18 protein-coding genes are annotated in these 17,125 nt (G+C 51.7%); 7 read left to right on the top strand and 11 right to left on the bottom strand.

The window, feature by feature from the left end; translation table 11 throughout:
- Positions 1-13: 13 nt before the first annotated feature.
- Positions 14-2,308 carry an ATP-dependent helicase gene (locus HNV11_RS21575; RefSeq protein WP_171741638.1) on the bottom strand — a complete coding sequence of 765 codons (2,295 nt, stop codon included), beginning with the start codon at positions 2,306-2,308 and terminating at the stop codon, positions 14-16.
- A 234-nt stretch (positions 2,309-2,542) separates the two neighbouring features.
- Here HNV11_RS21575 and HNV11_RS21580 point away from each other — a divergent pair, with 234 nt between their 5' ends.
- Genes HNV11_RS21580 through HNV11_RS21590 form a run of 3 tightly spaced genes read left to right on the top strand, consistent with a single transcriptional unit; the run spans position 2,543 to position 4,760 of the window.
- Entirely contained in the window at positions 2,543-3,106 is a 564-nt protein-coding gene (locus HNV11_RS21580; protein ID WP_171742276.1) for an RNA polymerase sigma factor, read from the top strand.
- Between the two features lie 12 nt (positions 3,107-3,118).
- Positions 3,119-3,724, top strand: a complete 606-nt coding sequence (locus tag HNV11_RS21585) for a hypothetical protein (RefSeq protein WP_171741639.1) — start codon at positions 3,119-3,121, stop codon at positions 3,722-3,724.
- On the top strand, positions 3,708-4,760 hold the full coding sequence (locus tag HNV11_RS21590; RefSeq protein ID WP_171741640.1) for a DUF4097 family beta strand repeat-containing protein: 1,053 nt from the start codon (positions 3,708-3,710) through the stop codon (positions 4,758-4,760). The genes HNV11_RS21585 and HNV11_RS21590 overlap by 17 nt, the downstream gene beginning before the upstream one ends.
- 65 nt (positions 4,761-4,825) lie before the next feature.
- Here the strand turns inward: HNV11_RS21590 and HNV11_RS21595 are convergent, their stop codons facing one another.
- Positions 4,826-5,344: a cupin domain-containing protein gene (locus HNV11_RS21595; protein ID WP_171741641.1), complete on the bottom strand. Its 519-nt coding sequence runs from the start codon at positions 5,342-5,344 to the stop codon at positions 4,826-4,828.
- Between the two features lie 71 nt (positions 5,345-5,415).
- Complete coding sequence (tpiA, locus tag HNV11_RS21600; protein ID WP_171741642.1) at positions 5,416-6,180, bottom strand: triose-phosphate isomerase; 765 nt, start codon at positions 6,178-6,180, stop codon at positions 5,416-5,418.
- 226 nt (positions 6,181-6,406) lie between these two features.
- Here tpiA and HNV11_RS21605 point away from each other — a divergent pair, with 226 nt between their 5' ends.
- Positions 6,407-7,669, top strand: coding sequence for an aspartyl protease family protein (locus tag HNV11_RS21605; RefSeq protein WP_171741643.1), 1,263 nt, complete (start codon positions 6,407-6,409; stop codon positions 7,667-7,669).
- 18 nt (positions 7,670-7,687) lie between these two features.
- Here HNV11_RS21605 and HNV11_RS21610 read toward each other — a convergent pair whose 3' ends face one another.
- A complete protein-coding gene (locus HNV11_RS21610; protein ID WP_171741644.1) occupies positions 7,688-8,722 on the bottom strand; it encodes a sensor histidine kinase in 1,035 nt (344 codons plus the stop codon).
- Positions 8,723-8,819: 97 nt separating this feature from the next.
- Positions 8,820-9,527, bottom strand: a complete 708-nt coding sequence (locus HNV11_RS21615) for a response regulator transcription factor (protein WP_171741645.1) — start codon at positions 9,525-9,527, stop codon at positions 8,820-8,822.
- A 297-nt stretch (positions 9,528-9,824) separates the two neighbouring features.
- Here HNV11_RS21615 and HNV11_RS21620 point away from each other — a divergent pair, with 297 nt between their 5' ends.
- Positions 9,825-10,973 carry an AI-2E family transporter gene (locus HNV11_RS21620; RefSeq protein ID WP_171741646.1) on the top strand — a complete coding sequence of 383 codons (1,149 nt, stop codon included), beginning with the start codon at positions 9,825-9,827 and terminating at the stop codon, positions 10,971-10,973.
- Between the two features lie 23 nt (positions 10,974-10,996).
- On the opposite strand, the gene HNV11_RS21625 is transcribed toward HNV11_RS21620, so the two are convergent.
- From HNV11_RS21625 to HNV11_RS21650, 6 genes are all read right to left on the bottom strand, one after another.
- Positions 10,997-11,626, bottom strand: coding sequence for an LON peptidase substrate-binding domain-containing protein (locus HNV11_RS21625; protein ID WP_171741647.1), 630 nt, complete (start codon positions 11,624-11,626; stop codon positions 10,997-10,999).
- Between the two features lie 22 nt (positions 11,627-11,648).
- A complete protein-coding gene (locus tag HNV11_RS21630; RefSeq protein WP_171741648.1) occupies positions 11,649-12,434 on the bottom strand; it encodes a cysteine hydrolase family protein in 786 nt (261 codons plus the stop codon).
- A 4-nt stretch (positions 12,435-12,438) separates the two neighbouring features.
- On the bottom strand, positions 12,439-13,506 hold the full coding sequence (locus HNV11_RS21635; protein ID WP_171741649.1) for a phosphotransferase family protein: 1,068 nt from the start codon (positions 13,504-13,506) through the stop codon (positions 12,439-12,441).
- A gap of 46 nt (positions 13,507-13,552) precedes the next feature.
- Positions 13,553-14,797, bottom strand: coding sequence for an acyl-CoA dehydrogenase family protein (locus HNV11_RS21640; RefSeq protein ID WP_171741650.1), 1,245 nt, complete (start codon positions 14,795-14,797; stop codon positions 13,553-13,555).
- Positions 14,798-14,862: 65 nt separating this feature from the next.
- Complete coding sequence (locus HNV11_RS21645) at positions 14,863-15,093, bottom strand: hypothetical protein (protein WP_171741651.1); 231 nt, start codon at positions 15,091-15,093, stop codon at positions 14,863-14,865.
- Between the two features lie 46 nt (positions 15,094-15,139).
- Positions 15,140-16,033 carry a DMT family transporter gene (locus HNV11_RS21650; RefSeq protein WP_171741652.1) on the bottom strand — a complete coding sequence of 298 codons (894 nt, stop codon included), beginning with the start codon at positions 16,031-16,033 and terminating at the stop codon, positions 15,140-15,142.
- A 191-nt stretch (positions 16,034-16,224) separates the two neighbouring features.
- Here HNV11_RS21650 and HNV11_RS21655 point away from each other — a divergent pair, with 191 nt between their 5' ends.
- Positions 16,225-16,767, top strand: coding sequence for a YceD family protein (locus tag HNV11_RS21655; RefSeq protein ID WP_171742277.1), 543 nt, complete (start codon positions 16,225-16,227; stop codon positions 16,765-16,767).
- 68 nt (positions 16,768-16,835) lie between these two features.
- The gene (gene rpmF / locus HNV11_RS21660) at positions 16,836-17,030 is read left to right on the top strand and encodes a 50S ribosomal protein L32 (RefSeq protein WP_077923042.1); all 195 of its coding nucleotides are present in this window, start codon (positions 16,836-16,838) and stop codon (positions 17,028-17,030) included.
- Positions 17,031-17,125: the final 95 nt, after the last annotated feature.

A 17,125-nucleotide genomic window follows, 5' to 3' on the forward strand; every position in this document is an offset into this window, starting at 1 on the left:
TTGGCTATTTAACTCAGGCAACCACTCGCAGTTTGGCAAAGCTCAGCAGCAACACTTTCTCACCGGCTTTCTCAAACTGAATAGTGGCTTTACGCTCTGTACCGTTTACGTCCACGCTCTTGACCGTTCCAAAGCCAAACTTGGCATGCTCAACGCGCTGTCCAGCCGCCAGTTCAGCCGTGCTGGTGGGCGTAAAATCGGCGGAAGGCGTGTGCGTAACTGTTGGCTGAGGGGCCTGGCGCTGGGCCGTTTTCTGCGCCAGCGACCGCACGAACGACATGGATCCGGCTGATGTGGTTTCGCTGCGATCGCGCTCGGGCCGGTCAAAGTCCAGCCGGCTGGGTACCGAACGCAGCTTCGACATTTTCAGGTATTTCTGGTCGATTTCCATCAGAAACCGGCTTGGCTCGCACATCTTCAACCGACCGTAATGATAACGCGTTTCGGCGTAGGACATGCTCAGGCGTTTCTCGGCACGAGTAATTGCTACGTAAAACAAACGCCGTTCCTCTTCCAGATCGCTGCGGCTTTCGAGCATCATTTGGCTGGGGAACAGGTCTTCTTCCAGCCCAACGATATGAACGTTCTTAAACTCCAGACCCTTGGCCGCGTGAATAGTCATCAGCGTGACTTTATCATTGTCACCGTCATCTTCTTTCTCGTCGGCGGTGGTCAGCAGCGAGACGGATTGCAGAAACGCGCCGAGACTCTTGTCGTCGTTATCGGGATTATCGACAAACTCTTTGATGGCGTTCAGCAATTCCTGTACGTTCTCGTAGCGGGCCAGCCCTTCGACGGTTTTATCGTCGTACAATTCTTTGAGCAGACCCGACGCTTTGGCAATGTGTGAGGCTACTTCAAAGGCATCTTTCTGATCGAGCAAGAGTTTGAAACTCTTGATCAGATCGGCGAAACCCTCAATGGCAATCGCCGACCGGCCCGTAACGTGCTTGTTAATATCGGCAACAATTTCCCAGACCGAATCTTCTTTCTCGGCCGCAATGACGCTGATTTTAGCAACGGTCGTGTCGCCGATACCACGTTTGGGCAGGTTAATGATCCGCTTGAACGCTTCTTCGTCCTGCTGGTTCACCGTGAAGCGCAGGTAAGCAATCAGGTCCTTAATTTCTTTACGCTGATAGAACGACAAACCCCCGATGATGCGGTACTTGATGCTCATCTTGCGCAGGGCTTCTTCAAACGCCCGCGACTGCGCGTTGGTGCGGTAGAGAATGGCGAAGTCGTTATTAGTCAGCCCTTCGTTCATCTTCGTTTCAAAGATTGCCGAGGCAACCAGCCGCCCTTCTTCGTTATCCGACGACGCTTTGATTACGTCGATCAACGGACCGGCTTCGTTGTCGGTGAAGACGTGCTTTTCGAGCTGGTTTTTGTTACGGGCAATAATCGAGTTAGCCGCCTGTACGATGGTGTTGGTGGAACGGTAATTCTGCTCCAGCTTTACAATCTTGACGGCGTCCTTGCCGTAGTCGCGCTGAAAATTGAGGATGTTCTCAATGTTTGCGCCCCGGAACGCATAGATACTCTGCGCATCGTCGCCCACAACGCAGATATTCTGGTGCACGGCCGCCAGTTTGCGCGTAATAAGGTACTGCGACACGTTGGTATCCTGAAACTCATCGACCATCACGTGCTGAAACTTGTGCTGGTACTTGTGCAGAATGTCCAGGTGGTCGCGGAACAGTACGTTCGTGTTAAACAGCAGGTCGTCGAAGTCCATCGCGTTGGCCGCAAAGCAGCGCATAGCATACTGCTTATAAATGCGCCCGATATGAGGCATGCGGGCCGATTCGTCATCCGCCTGGATCACTGAGTTGTTCAGGTAATCGTCCGGTCCGATGAGCCGGTTCTTGGCCCCTGAAATCCGCCCGAAAACGTTGTTGACCCGATACACTTTATCGTCCAGCCCCATCTCCTTAACGATGCTCCGCAGCAACGACTTCGAATCGTCGGTATCGTAGATCGAGAAGTTGGAGGTGTAGCCGATGGCCTTCGCTTCAATGCGCAGAATCTTGGCAAACACCGAGTGGAACGTACCCATCCAGATATTCCGGGCCTCGGAACCGACCACCTTTTCAATCCGGTGGCGCATTTCGCCGGCGGCTTTATTGGTAAATGTCAGGGCCAGAATCCGGAACGGATCAACACCGTTTTCAATCAGGTGCGCAATGCGGTAAGTCAGCACGCGCGTCTTGCCCGAACCGGCACCCGCTATAATCATCAGCGGGCCGTCGCCGTGCATAACGGCTTCCCGCTGGGGGTCATTCAATCCAGAAATATAATCAACCATTAGGCTCGCTTCTATCCCTTTATAACAAGTAAAAGTACGAAAAAATTTGGTTGGGATAGGGCAGATTACCCCTAACCCCGGCAAGAGGCCCGCTAACGATTAACCAGAAATTTTTAGTGTAATTGTGGGGGATATATTTATTGATTTGCCCAATTTTTAAAACTGCGTGCAACATCCCTTATTTTTCTGCGTCTTTCTTTCGACTAACACCTAAACCATCCCGATAAGCTGAACCTGTTAGATTCCAAACCGTACCCGGACCGCCATGCTGATCTGGTCAAACGCTGCCAACAGGGCGAGCGACGGGCGCAGTATGAGCTGTATCAGCAGTACGTTAAAGCGATGTATAACGTCTGCCTGCGGATTGTCAACCACGAGGCCGAAGCGGAAGACGTATTGCAGGAAGCCTTTATTGACGCCTTTAACCACATCGGTACGTTTCGGGGCCAGAGTACGTTTGGAGCCTGGCTCAAGCAGATCGTGGTGAACCGGGCCATCAATCACCTGCGCAGCCGACGGCTCGAACTGGTGAACATCGAAGCGCACCATTTTGGTGAAGACGATGGCCCCGATTTCGCCGATTCCGAGCCTTACGACGAAGACGGGGTTCAGTTGGAGGTGGAACGGGTTCGGCGGGCTATGCAGCAACTGCCCGAAGGCTACCGCGTTGTGTTGTCGTTGTATCTGTTTGAGGGCTACGATCACGAAGAAATCGGCAACGTGCTCAACATCAGCGAAACAACCTCACGAACGCAGTATTTACGAGGAAAAAAACGGTTGCTGGAGTTATTAACATAAACAACAAAACCAATGAAAAAAGATAATCTGGAACGCTTCATCCGCGACAACCGCGAAGCCTTCGACGACCGGGAGCCACCCGGAAGCCTATGGCAGAAAATAGAAGCTGGCCTGGAGCAGCAAAAACCAGCCGACCAGCGAACGAATACGTCGCCGTTCAGGCAGATTCATAAAACCAACTCCCGCCTGGGTGGCCTGCAGATTGGCTGGCCAAGCCTGGACTGGCGCGTTGCGGCTTCCGTTGCGGTTCTGCTGCTGGCGGGTAGTTTCCTGTACATGAATTATCAGTATGGCGTAACGCGCCAGCCGGAGGTTCTGGCGGCCAGCCCGGCCTATGCAAAGGAGGTTGTGCAATATACCCGACTAATTGATGACAAACGCGCCGAATTGAAACAGATGACGGAAGATAATCCGGCTCTGTATCAGCAGTTCGCGACGGATTTAGACCGGCTCGAACGCTCCTATCAATCCCTGAAAGCCGATCTGCCAAAGAATCCGAATCAGGAAGTGCTGATTCAGGCCATGATTCAGAACCTGCAGATTCAGATAAACCTGCTTAACGAACAGTTACGCGTCATTCAGCGCATTAAACAACAAACCAATGAAATTCCTGTGTAGTCTATTGCTGTGCCTGCTGCCCCTGCTGACGTGGGCCGAGCAACCGACTGAGGTCGGCATGGTTGAAAAGAAAAAGACCATTATCAAAATGTTCGATGTGGACAATAATGATAACCTGGTCGTTGACAATCAGTTCGGGCAGGTAACGGTGGGGCTGTGGGATAAGAGTGAGATTCGGATTCAGATCACAATTGTGGCCAACTCAGATTCCGACGAACGGGTACAACGGTTCATGGATGCGGTTTCCATCGAAGAAAAACGAACGGGCAACCAGATTCTGGTCCGCACGAATTTTAGCCAGAATACTGTATCAAACTGGAGTATGGGCAAATGGAAGAACGACGGTGAGCGAAACTTCGTCAAGATCAACTACGATGTGATGATGCCCAAACAGAACGCCTTAACCGTCCGCAACAAGTTTGGCAACACCAACATTCCAGCGTTTCACGCTCCGCTGACCATCTATAGCCGATACGGTAATTTTAGCGCCGAAGACCTCACCAATCGCCAGAATGATATTGACGTAGCGTATGGAAAAGCCGATATCCGGGCGCTTGAGTCGGCCAAGGTAGACGTGGCCTACGGTCACCTTAATCTCGACAGAGCCAATGTGCTGACGCTGGTTAACAAATTCGGTAAAATGCGGATTGGCGAGGTGGGTAAACTCAACGCCAACATTAACTACTCCGGCGCTCAAATTGGTAAACTGCGCGAATCCGGAGATATAAAACTGAATTTTTCGGGCGGCTTCCGGATCGATCAGCTTCCCAAAACTGCTGATAATATAGATATCCTGGCCAACTATTCGTCAGTAGCGCTACCCATCGACAGCGATAAGGACTGCGATTTTGACGTAACAGTCAGCTATGGCGACTTCAACTATCCGTCGGGACCAATGATGCACTTTACAACCCAGCCCATCGATGACAACAGCCGGGGCCCGCGTCTGACCAAGCAGTATGTTGGTAAAGTGGGGCGCGGTGCCGGCACCAAGGTGAAGGTCGTATCGAAGTTTGGAAACGTAAAATTCCAGTAGCACGAACAGCGCGGGCAACCCCAAATTCTATGTGGCCTTGATTGATCGCCGGTAACCCATCAAGGTCACATAGAGCCCGGCGCAGTCAGCATCTCGATTACCGGTCGATGCTGAGGGAATTCCGTCAGCAAAGCCGTTCGATCAGCCATTTCAAAATCAGCGAAATCGAAACCGGGTGCTACTGTGCAGCCCACCAGCGAAAACCCAGGGCTTTCAGACTCAGTAGCGGGTTTCGAGCCAAACCAGCACCCCGCCGGAACAACTGCCTGAAAGACCTCCTCGTTGCCCGGATTGGAGCCTAAACGGATTACAGTCAGTGTAGCATCTGGGTTGATTACAAACACATTCAGTGGCCCACCGGCGTAAAAATGCCAGATCTCGTCGGCCTGAATCCGGTGCAGCGCTGATATATGGTGACGTTCGAGCAGGAAGTAAATCGCCGTTCCGAACGTCCGGGCTCCGCTAAACCGATCGGGCAGAGCCTCTTGCGGAATTGTCCCGGCAGAACGATACGTTTCGGCAAAATATCCCCCCTCGGGATGGGGCTGAAGATGGAGGGATTGAATAAAATCCTGAGCCGTCATGGAGTACAGAATTGCAACCGGCTATGCCAACCAATATTCTGATTGACACAGCCGATTGGGCAACGTTCTCGTTATTGTCTTGCTTTGATTACGTTGGTGAACTCGCGCGACTTGAGTGAAGCTCCGCCGATCAACCCGCCGTCTACGTCGGGTTGAGCAAACAGCTCAGCTGCGTTTTTCTCGTTTGCACTCCCACCGTATAAAATCGTGGTATCCTGCGCAACGGCATCGCCGTACTGACCGGCAATATGCCGGCGCAACTCGAAATGCATGTCCTGCGCCTGCGCCGATGATGCCGTCAGGCCAGTCCCGATTGCCCAGATGGGTTCGTAGGCAATGACAACATTGGCAAACTGATCAGCCGACAGGTGAAACAGGCTTTCGGTGATCTGATTTTTTACATAACCCATGTAATCGCCATTCTCGCGGAGGTCGCGCGATTCGCCACAGCAGAAAATCGGCTTTAAACCATGTTCGAGCACGATGTTTACCTTCTCAGCCAGCTGAGCGTTGGTTTCTTCAAAATACTGACGGCGTTCGCTATGCCCCAGAATTACGTACTCGACACCGATCGATTGAAGCATGGGTGCTGATACTTCGCCTGTGTAAGCGCCGGACGCTTTCTCGTGGCAGTTCTGGGCACCAAGCGAAACTCGTCCGCCCGGCGTAATGTACTGGCGCGATGTCGTCAGATAAACCATCGGTGGGCAAAGCACCACCTCGACGTCACCTGTGACTTCGTCTTTAACCATATTGACGACTTCCGAAAGCAAGGCCTTGGCTTCCTCGAAAGTCTTATTCATTTTCCAGTTGCCAGCAACGATTTTTTTACGCATAACAGATTAATAATGTGGTCTAAACCCAGGTAATCGAATCAAACAAACACCCTGATTGTTTGTCAATTGCGGGCGAAATTAGGGCTTTTCAGCCGAACACCCGGCTCGGTTTGCCGCTAAATTTTGGTAAATGTTCAATCCGATTTGTTTAGTCAATAAACTCACCCTTTATTTTTTGTGTTATTCTGGTAAAAAATACGTAATTTCAATGTAGCAAATACTCGGCATGAAAACGCTGGTTCTGATAATCGGGCTATTAAGCATGGTTCTGGCCACGCGGGGAGATGACAAAAAACCTACGCCTGACCGGGAACGGTATGGTTTTTTTCTGGCGGGCAACCGTACCTGGACACGCATCCCATTTCAGCTCCATTCCAACCTGATTATCGTGCCGGTGCAGATCAATGACTCCGATACGTTACAGTTCATTCTGGACACGGGCGTCAGCAATACGATCATTACCGATCCGAAAGTCCTTCAGAAGCATCCCCTTACGCTCACCCGTAAGGTAAAAATAAACGGCGCTGGCGAAGGCAATAATCTGACAGCTTCCGTTTCGGTTAATAACCAGCTAAGTATGGGCGGCCTGCGGGCTGCGCATCACAACATTGTTATTCTCGACGAGGATATTCTGAAACTGTCGGAATACGTTGGCACACCTATTCATGGCATTTTTGGCTATGAAATCTTCGCCAACTTCGTTGTGAACGTCGATTTTCAGCGTCGGGAAATCACGCTCATGAAAGCGGAGCGGTACCGGTACAAAAAAAATAAAGGCGACCGATACCCAATTACCATTCAGGACACCAAGGCTTATACCGATGCCCTGGCGGTCTTTGAGGGGGGAAAATCGCTTCCTCTGCGGGTGGTGCTGGATACTGGCGCGGGCCACGCCCTGCTGCTTGACCGGTCGCGGAGCACAGCATTAATGCCCTTACCCGAGAAGGTGGTTCGGGCGCAGCTGGGACGTGGCCTGAATGGCATTATTAACGGCAGCATGGGCCGCATTCAGAAGGTACGCTTTGGTCGTTACGAGCTGGACAATATTCTGGCGTCGTTCCCCGACAGCGTAGCTTTTGGTATGAAGTTGGTTGATATGCCCGAACGCCAGGGTAACGTCGGCTGCGAGTTGCTCCGGCGATTTAACGTTACGTTCAACTACCCCGACCGGTATGTGGTCATGAAGCCCATTAAGCGGCTCATGCGGGAAAGCTTCGAGCACGATATGAGCGGCATGGAGCTGCGGGCGCAGGGAGAACGGTTCAGTAATTATTACGTTGACAAAATCATTCCCGGCTCTCCGGCCGATCTGGCGGGGCTGCAGGAAGGCGACGAGTTGCTGTTTATTAACAACAACTCCACTAAAGACCTAACAATCAGCGATATTTATAAGGCTCTTCAGAAAGGTGAGGGGAAAGAAGTGTCGTTGTTGATTCGGCGTAATGGCCAGATGATCATCGCCAGCTTTGCCCTGAAACGCATGATCTGATAAAAGCTTTGCCCCGGATCAGTCCATCTTATCAAGTTTGAACCGGAAGGTTGTTCCTTTTTCCAGCTTGCTCATTACGGTAATCTTAGCCTTGTGCGCGTTAAGAATATGTTTAACGATAGCTAGTCCAAGCCCGGTGCCGCCCCGATCTTTGGAGCGGCTTTTTTCTACCCGGTAAAATCGCTCGAAAATCCGGCTCAGGTGTTCGGGCGGGATGCCGGGACCGTCGTCGCGGACGGATACGAGAATATGTTTTTTTTCTTCTTCCAGACTTACCAGAACCCGCCCGTTTTCGTTACCGTACTTCACGGCATTCTCGATCAGATTGGTCATCACCTGTTTGATCCGCTGCGCGTCGGCTTTAACCCAAACGGGCCCTGGGTTAGTCGTTCTGAGCCGAAGCGATGTGTGCTTGGCGGACGTAACCTTTTCCAGCTGCTCAAAAATCTCCTCGGTAATATGGGCCAGATCAACCCGCTCGAAGTTCATTTTTACCTCGCCGGTTTCCAGCTGCGAAAGCGCCACCAGGTCCTTTACCAGAGCATCGAGCCCGTCGAGGCTTTTAGCGGCTTTGGAAAGAAACTTGTCGCGAACGTGTTCATCATCAACGGCCCCATCGATCAGCGTATGAATAAAGCCCTGAGCGGCAAAAATGGGCGTTTTCAGCTCGTGCGATACGTCGGCCAGAAACTCCCGCCTAAACTGTTCCAGCCGCTTTAATTCGTCAATTTCCTTCTGCTTTTTAGCGACGTAAACGAATATCTCGTCGTTCAGCTTTTTGAACGGATTGGTGTTCTTGATAATCGTTTTGCGGGAGATGGCAAAGTCACGGATTTTCAGCTTATGAATGGTTTTATACATTTTGTTGACCTCCCGAAACACAAGCAGTTCAATGGCGTACAGAACCAGAAAAAACGAAACAACGAACGACGAGATACCCACCACAAACAGCATGCTGTTTGTAACGCCATCCACAAACGCAAGAAACGCAACGGTTAGGGCCGAAATCAGACACGCCAGCAAAAGCGCAATGATGCGGGGACTTAAAGACATTTAGTGAATGAGCGAATGTGTGAAAGAGCGACTAGGGCGCTCATATACAAAACGTACCATAAAATTAATTCGCTCGTTCACGCTCTCTCTCTTTCGCTTATTCAGGCTGGTCGGTGAACATATAGCCCACACCTTTCAGAGTGCGGATATGCGCATCGCCAATTTTCTCGCGGAGTTTGCGAATATGAACGTCGACCGTACGCTCGAGGACGTAAATGTCGGCTCCCCAAATTTTCTGAAGCAGTTCTTCGCGGCTGAACACTTTATTCGGATGCTGCGCCAGAAAAAACAGCAGTTCGAATTCTTTTTTGGGCAGAATCACCGATTTATCCCCCTGTGTGACAGAGTAGTTTTTACGATTGATAATCAGATCGGCAGCCGTGATCTGTTCGCCAGGATCGGCTTTCTGAGCTTCCCGGCGGAACAGCGCGTTAATCCGGCTCATCAGCGCGCGGGGTTTAATGGGCTTCGTGATATAATCGTCGGCGCCGACATCAAAAGCCGCCACTTCGGAGTATTCTTCCGAACGGGCCGTCAGGTAAAGAATGTACGTCTGACGTAATTCCGGAATATCGCGCAGTTGCCGACCAGCTTCAATGCCGTCCAGGTGCGGCATCATAATATCGAGCACAACTAATTCGGGCAGGTAAGCCCGGGCCACTTCAAGGGCTTTGCGGCCGTCTGTGGCCGTACGAACGTCGTAGCCTTCTTTGGTGAGGTTATATTCAAGCATCTCGACAATGTCGGCGTCGTCATCAACGACTAAGATGCGATGTTGAGGTTGAGCAGCTTTTGCAGCACTCATACGAAACAGGATTGGTGATAACCGTCCGCTGTTGCGGCTCTAGTTGCCCGAAGTTACGCGGCTTATCCGCAACGTTACGTCAGAAGCATTAATACTTAACAAAAATTTAACAGCTTAAGAGCGCAGTTTACCATCGGTTTCAGGCTGATACTGACAGATTTAAGAAATATGTCTTTTTTTCTCACCTGTCAAAATAGCCCGGCAATGATGGCATACATAACCGACATTTGCCAAACTTAATTGCATACGCTGCCGATTCGATAACGAATCAGCCCGCAATGGTGTTTATCGGTTATTATGGACACTCGCTCGCCGGAGGTAGAACTCCCCGCCTACGCTAAACTCGTCTGCGTACTGCTTTCCCTGGTTATTATTGTTTATGGCTTACATGCCCTGCAGGGTCTGCTGATCCCGTTGGTTTTTGCGATTTTGTTTGCTGTGCTGCTGTATCCGCTGGCGCAACGACTCGAAAACTGGCGCGTACCGCGGATGCTGGCCATTGTGCTATGCCTGATTCTGACGCTGGCGGTTATCGTCGGAATTCTGTATGCCGTGTCGATGCAGATCAGCAGCTTCGCCGAAGTGGTGCCCCAATTGATTCAGCGGGGTAATGACTACCTGACCCAGCTTCAGGATTATGCAAACGAGCATTTTAACATCGACCGGAAACGCCAGGCTCAGGTGAACAAATACCTGAATCAGGCGCTGGCCGAAGGAGGCACGCTTCTGACGTCTACCCTGCTGGCAACAACCAGCACGCTGACGGACGTTTTTCTGGTGCTGCTGTTCATTTTTTTCTTCCTGCTCTACCGCGACTTTTTTCGGTCCTTCTTTTACAAAGCGTTTAAGGATACGCGCCGATCCAAAATTGACGGTGTATTGCAGGGCATTTATAACGTCGTGAAGGACTATTTGGCGGGACTGGTGCTGGTTATCCTGATTATTGGCACCCTGATGACCGTTGGCCTGCTCATTTTAGGCGTCGATTACGCGGTTTTCTTTGGCTTCTTTGGTGCCTGTCTGGTGCTGATTCCTTACTTCGGCATCTCACTGGGATCGCTTCTGCCAGCCGCCTATGCGCTCGTTACCGAAGACAATCCGTTCATCGCGTTGGGAGTAATCGGAGTATTTCTGTTTGTGCAGATGCTCGAAGGCAATTTCATTACGCCTTACATCGTCGGCTCAAAAGTCAGTATTAACCCACTAGCCGCTATCATTGTCCTGATTTTATGGGAGAACGTATGGGGTTTGCCCGGTCTGGTTCTGGCCTTACCAATGACGGCCATTTTGAAGGTGATCTTCGACTCAGTTGATTCGCTGAAGCCTTACGGATTTCTGATTGGTGAGGCCGAAAAGCCGCGGCCACCCATCAAGAACCTGCACCAATTAGCCGAGCAGCTCCCTAAACGGGCCAAAAAAATTGGGGAGGTAGACGAGAAAGATTGACTTGGTGAAAGCCGGCTGGAGAATCAGAAATTCAGCGGATCGAGATTTTTGAAATGACCGTTCATCCGAATACGTTGTTTGGTACGCTCCATACCGGCAACAACGGGGAGGACATTGTTAAGGTGCTGAATCAGAAACAACTGGCGTTCGGCTTCGGTCTCAAGGGTTAATAGTTCATACTCCTGCTCAACGGATAAGCCCACTTTGTGCGCCACACGATACGAAAAATTCTCGCTGTTGGAATTATAATCGGTTTCAATCTGCAACAGGTCGTAGAGCTGCTCCAGGCGCTGCGTGAGGGCATCAACATGGGCGCTGTACGTCTCGCCGGGCTCCACTAGTTCAACCTCGCCCCCCGCGTAAAGCTTACCCGCTACCGGGTTTTCAAAATTCACCAGCCGAAACACCGTCAGCCCCTTCGACTTAATATCCATCCGACCATCGTCGTAGCGCTTGTGCAGGGTCGTGACGTGCATTTCCGTGCCGTAGCCGGGCAGCTTGTTATTGATGAATGCCGGAATGCCGAATGTTTTCTGCTCTTCCAGACATTCGTTGATAAGCTGGCGGTAGCGTGGTTCAAAGATATGCAGGTTCAGGTCCTCGCCGGGATAAACGATCAGGTTGAGTGGGAACAGTGGCAGCGTCTTTTCCATAACGTCGAAAAGGTACGGCTTTTCAGCTAAATACCATTTCGGATTCCTGAAAACGCACCATTCGGGAGCGCGCTTCGGCATAAATCGGATCGGCAAGATGGCCAAGATCTGTTACGTCAGACATGCAGTCAGTCACAATGACGAGTTTTGGCAACAGGTCGGGCGCATAGTCCAGAATCTGTTTCAGGCTGTTGGCCACGCAGTGGGATTTGGCTTCACCCATCAGATATACATTCTCAAATCGCTTCAGATCGGCGATGAGAGCGGTATTCAGCTGGGTTTCGGGCACGGCCGGGTCGGGGATCTGCGCCCGGAAGACGCCAAAGTGTTCTGAGAGTGGATGTAGCCCTTTGGGAACCGCTACGTAATCCAGCTCACGCTGCCGCGACCAGTCTTTGAGCGCATCGAGCAGCGTATCGTGCAGGCTGGCTCCGCGCGAACCAATCAGGCAGTGTTCGGGCCAGATAAAGTGCTCGAACTGACTGTTGGCTTCCAGATCATGAACATACTGTCGGGCTTTTTCGGCCGAAAAACGCGGTATCCACTTTCCTTCATCTACCTCTACTGCCGTGATGCGCGTAAACGGCGCGGGATGCTTTCCGTTGGCATCCTGCCAGAACAGAGGATGCGCAATGTCCAGCAGCCGGTGTGTATCGAGCGTAACGACAATGTGGTCGATTCGGTCAGCGTGCCGGCGAATCAGACCCGCCATTCGTTCAACGTCCTGCTCCGCCCCCGGCACGAACAACGCACCCCCGGGGTGGCAGAAGTCATACTGGGTATCAATAATCAGAAAAGCATTTTCCATCTGGCTAAATATGATTGGCCTCAACCGCTTTTACGCCGGCTGCCGACAGCACTTGAACGCCCGTGAGCAACCCTGCAAAACGAGGGTCCTGGGTTAACCCCTTTTTATATCGGCCGTAAATCTGCTGGATGACAACAGCATTTTTGAACAGGCCAAAGACGTAATAATACAGCAAATTGGAAACATCGCGGCCGCTGGCTTCGGCGTAGCGATGGGCAAACTCCTGCCGGGTCAGGTTGCCGGGCAGATGAGTCAGGTTAAACGAATGGCGGAATGCATTATCCCCTGCTTCGGCCCAGTACGAAAGCGACGTACCCACGTCCATCAACGGATCGCCGACGGTACACATTTCCCAGTCCAGCACGGCCCGAATCTCGGTCAGGTTATCCGGGTTCAATACTACGTTGTCATACTTAAAATCGTTGTGCAGCAATGTTGGCGGATTTTCGGGCGGCATGGCATCCATCAGGTAACGAGCCAGTTCGGTCATGGCGAGCACATCGTTGGTCTGGGCGGTCAGGTAACGCTTGTGCCACCCCTCGACCTGTCGGCGAATATACCCTTCGGGTTTTCCCAGTTGAATCAGGCCGGTTTGTTGAATATCCAGAGCATGCAGCCGCACTAGATTATCGACCAGCGCTTCAGATAACCGACGCATTACGTCGACGGGAATATTCAGTTCAGGAGCCGTCTGCGCCCGCAGAATGACGCCCGGCACCCGCGCCATGACGTAAAACGGGCAACCCATCACCGATTCGTCGTCGCAGAAGATGACCGGCTCCGGAACTTGTCGATAGCCTGCGTTCTGTAGCATAGTCAGCACCCGAAATTCCCGCCCCATGTCGTGCCCACCTTTTATGTCTTTCGCCCCGAACGGCGGCCGACGCAACACGTATTCGCGGTTTTCAGTATTTAGCAGATACGTCAGATTGGAATAGCCGCCCGGAAACTGCGCGATATTCGTAATGGAGCCAAAATTTGGAACGTGATCGTTTAAATAGGCTTGTAACGAAGCCTTGTTAAGTTCTTCGCCGGGACGGACAACAGTGGGGCTGTCTTGTTGACTATTCATGTCAGATGAAGCAAACAGGCTCAATACCCGTCGCTGCGCTTATGGATTAAGCCTGCGCAATCGGCTTATTTACCGACTTGTTCTTATTTACGTCCAGCCCGTAACCTTTCAGAATATTCCGCGCCAGCGCCGTTTTGTGTACCTCATCAGCGCCGTCGTAGATACGGGCTCCGCGTTCATGCCGGTAATACCACGCCAGCAGCAGATCATCCGTAATACCCATCGCCCCATACGTCTGGATCGCCCAGTCTACAACCTTCAGCATGATGTCGGCCACGAAGAATTTGATTGCCGAGATCTGATTCCGCACGGCAGCAGCCCCGAACTGATCAATATTCTGAGCTGTACGTAATACCATAAGCCGGGCAGCATCAATCTGCGCCCGGCTTTCGGCAATCCATCCCTGCACGAACTGCTTCTCGCCGAGCATTACGCCATCTTCCATCTCGCGGGTGGCCGCCCGATAGCACATCAGGTCGAAGCAGCGTTCGCTGATGCCAATCCAGCGCATGCAGTGGTGAATTCGACCCGGCCCCAGCCGTTCCTGCGCCAGAACAAAACCCAGCCCTTCCTCACCGATCAGGTTAGAAACCGGCACCCGCACGTTTGTATAACGAACTTCGGCATGGCTGCCCCAGTGGTCGCTACCGTCGCCCATGATGCTGATATTCCGTACGCGCTGGAACCCCGGCGTGTCGGTCGGCACCAGAATCATACTGGCCCGGCGGTGCGGGGCTGCGTCGGGATTCGTAACGGCCATAACCACTGCAAAGGCAGCCCCATCGGCTGAACTGGTAAACCATTTGTGGCCATTGATTACCCACTCATCGCCTTCCCGAACAGCCGTTGTGCCTATCCGCGTGGGATTGGAGCCCGCAAATTCCGGTTCCGTCATTGAGAAGCACGACCGGATGTGCCCCGCCTTTAACGGTTCCAGGTATTGCTGATTAAGCGACCCGGATGCGTGCTTATGCAGCAGTTCCATGTTGCCAATATCGGGGGCCTGGCAGTTGAAAGCGTAGTGGCCAAACGGCGACCAGGCCAGCACCTCGCTAATCTGCCCGAACTCCGCCAGCGTCAGTCCCAGTCCGTCTTCGTTTTTACTGTGCTGCAAACCCCATAGACCGGCCCGTCTGACAAGCTCACGCTTCTGATCCAGGATGGCAGCTACTTTCGAGAAGTTGCCGGTCAGGTATTCTGGGGTTTCGAGCGGCACAAGCTCATCCAGAACAAACTCACGGATACGCGGGATTAACTCCTTAGTCCGGGCAGTGGTAAAGAGAGGTTCCATAAGCAACTGATAAAGGGCATAGAATAGCCAGCAAATACAAGTAGCAGGTTAGGCTACTCACTAACTTACTGCACGTCATACATCAGATTATCCCGGTCTTTCCGGTGCGGGATAACCGTCCAGTGCTTTGCCTCGGGCAGATGATCCGTAATGATATTGGCCGCTACGTCCTCCAGGTTTTCTTCGTTAGTTGTAAAAAACAGACTCTTGGGCTGGTCGGTCTGCGTCGTCCGCACTTCATAATACTCATTGTGGTGTTCAATGGTGTGCTTTTCGACAAGTTGGTACTGAGCCATAACTGAAAAGTTAACGATTAAAAATAGTGTTGTTTTAACAGAGCATTTACCCTAGCACCGTAATCAGAACCGCTCCGGCAACCATAATACTGGCCCCGATCAGCTTACGGACAATGCCCCGTTCCTTAAAGAACTGATAACCGAACAAAACGCTTACCAGCGCCGACGTTTGAAACAATGCCAACGCATAACCAACGGGCATCCCTGCCAGGGCAACATTGCTCGCTATCTGCGTAACTCCTACAGCCACAAACAGTCCTAAGTAGATGATTTTATGGGATAAAAGTAGCTTCGTTTGCGCCCGCCACTGGCTGCGCATCGTTAGCAGAATCCAGACTAACGTAAAGCCGAACCCAAACAGACACCAGTAAAAGAAAGCGATTGTTGGTGTTGACAGCACAATCGCTTTCTTCAGAAACGTCCCGTCAATGGCAGAAAACACCAGAGCCGCCAGCCGCAGTTTGACCTCTGGTCGTTGAAACACCGTCCAGGAGAACGGTTTATGCTGTTGGGCATTACTCAGGACGACATAGCTACCTACTACTATCAAGATTACGCCTGTCAGGCCCCACCAGCCCGGCACCTCATTGAGCAAAAAAATGCCAAAAATGAGCCCTACCACTGATTTGTAGGCGTTGATTGGTCCGAGTACCGACAGGTCGCCAATCTGCAGCGCCTTAACCAGAAATACATTCCCGAACATGGCCAGCGCCCCGACGACCAGCATACTCTGCCAGAAGGCGACGGGTAGGCCCGTAAGCCGTAGCTGCGGCCAGAACGCCAGACACGCGACGGTCAGGAACCCATACGTTGCCGAAATAACGAACAACGGATCAGCGGCCCGCTGCGTCAGCTGCTTCTGGAATACATTTGAAAGCGGATTCGCCAGAATACGGATGAGCACCGCGAAACTGGTAAAGGTAAGAATAGCTAACAGCATGGGTATGGAGCAAATAACGACTGTCTTCTAAAATCAGCCCCGCTTTGTCTGGGCAAGGTGCCTGGGCAGGCAGGTTTTTACACCGACCTGTTGGCCCAACTTACAAACTTTATTCATTATTTCACCCACCACTTTCCTGATTGACAAACGTTTCGTACCTTTGCGGTCTTATTTTGGAGAGAAAACAAGAGGTGAACGCATTACGGGCATACGACATCAACATTGCCGGGCTGGAAAACAAACGCTACGAATACGACTTTACGTCGGACGACACGTTTTTTGCCGCGCTGGAGCAGGACTTGATTGGCAAGGGTAATGTGCAGACGCACCTGACTCTGGACAAGTCCGAAACGATGATCCGGCTGGATTTTCACATCACCGGAACGGTAGAGCAGGTTTGCGACCGTAGCCTCGATGAATACGACGAAGTCGTTGATACGCGGCAGATGATGCTGCTTAAATTCGGCGATCATAACGAAGAACTGAGCGACGAGATCGAACTCATTGAACGGAACACCGCTACGATTAACGTAGCCCGCTACATCTTCGAGTTCATCAGTTTATCTCTCCCCATGAAGCGGCTTCACCCCCGCTTTCGGGACGAAGATGATGCAGACGACGAGACAAACGGCAAACTGATTTATCGGTCGGACCCGGAAACGGAAGACTCTACCGAAGATCAGCCAGCTATTGATCCGCGCTGGGCAGCCCTGCGCAAACTGAGTGATAATTAAACAGCTATAGAGTCATTAACAGGCTCCGTAACGGCACAAACAGACAACATACAATCTAAGACTGAATCATGGCACATCCCAAACGACGCCACTCCAGCACCCGGCGTGATAAGCGCAGAACTCACTATAAGGCTACGGCCGTAACCCTCTCGACCGACGCCCAGACCGGCGAAGTTCACGAGCGGCACCACGCCCACGTTTTCGAGGGCAACCTGTTTTACAAGGGGCAAATGATTATCGAGAATTACGCCAAAACGGCCTAATTGTCACCGAGTTAGCTAAAGTATTTCGCCGACGTCTTCCTGAAGATGAACGCGAAATACTTTTTTATTGCGGGTGACCTCCCTATTTTTACGCG

Source organism: Spirosoma taeanense (assembly GCF_013127955.1).
GTDB lineage: Bacteria > Bacteroidota > Bacteroidia > Cytophagales > Spirosomataceae > Spirosoma > Spirosoma taeanense.

What these genes read in the sequence shown, in the direction of transcription:
- HNV11_RS21615 (WP_171741645.1), bottom strand. Translation starts at nt 9,527, where the DNA reads ATGAGTGCTGCAAAAGCTGCTCAACCTCAACATCGCATCTTAGTCGTT.
- HNV11_RS21630 (WP_171741648.1), bottom strand. Translation starts at nt 12,434, where the DNA reads ATGGAAAATGCTTTTCTGATTATTGATACCCAGTATGACTTCTGCCAC.
- HNV11_RS21640 (WP_171741650.1), bottom strand. Translation starts at nt 14,797, where the DNA reads ATGGAACCTCTCTTTACCACTGCCCGGACTAAGGAGTTAATCCCGCGT.
- HNV11_RS21575 (WP_171741638.1), bottom strand. Translation starts at nt 2,308, where the DNA reads ATGGTTGATTATATTTCTGGATTGAATGACCCCCAGCGGGAAGCCGTT.
- rpmF (WP_077923042.1), top strand. Translation starts at nt 16,836, where the DNA reads ATGGCACATCCCAAACGACGCCACTCCAGCACCCGGCGTGATAAGCGC.
- tpiA (WP_171741642.1), bottom strand. Translation starts at nt 6,180, where the DNA reads ATGCGTAAAAAAATCGTTGCTGGCAACTGGAAAATGAATAAGACTTTC.
- HNV11_RS21595 (WP_171741641.1), bottom strand. Translation starts at nt 5,344, where the DNA reads ATGACGGCTCAGGATTTTATTCAATCCCTCCATCTTCAGCCCCATCCC.
- HNV11_RS21645 (WP_171741651.1), bottom strand. Translation starts at nt 15,093, where the DNA reads ATGGCTCAGTACCAACTTGTCGAAAAGCACACCATTGAACACCACAAT.
- HNV11_RS21590 (WP_171741640.1), top strand. Translation starts at nt 3,708, where the DNA reads ATGAAATTCCTGTGTAGTCTATTGCTGTGCCTGCTGCCCCTGCTGACG.
- HNV11_RS21610 (WP_171741644.1), bottom strand. Translation starts at nt 8,722, where the DNA reads ATGTCTTTAAGTCCCCGCATCATTGCGCTTTTGCTGGCGTGTCTGATT.
- HNV11_RS21650 (WP_171741652.1), bottom strand. Translation starts at nt 16,033, where the DNA reads ATGCTGTTAGCTATTCTTACCTTTACCAGTTTCGCGGTGCTCATCCGT.
- HNV11_RS21635 (WP_171741649.1), bottom strand. Translation starts at nt 13,506, where the DNA reads ATGAATAGTCAACAAGACAGCCCCACTGTTGTCCGTCCCGGCGAAGAA.
- HNV11_RS21625 (WP_171741647.1), bottom strand. Translation starts at nt 11,626, where the DNA reads ATGGAAAAGACGCTGCCACTGTTCCCACTCAACCTGATCGTTTATCCC.
- HNV11_RS21605 (WP_171741643.1), top strand. Translation starts at nt 6,407, where the DNA reads ATGAAAACGCTGGTTCTGATAATCGGGCTATTAAGCATGGTTCTGGCC.
- HNV11_RS21620 (WP_171741646.1), top strand. Translation starts at nt 9,825, where the DNA reads ATGGACACTCGCTCGCCGGAGGTAGAACTCCCCGCCTACGCTAAACTC.
- HNV11_RS21585 (WP_171741639.1), top strand. Translation starts at nt 3,119, where the DNA reads ATGAAAAAAGATAATCTGGAACGCTTCATCCGCGACAACCGCGAAGCC.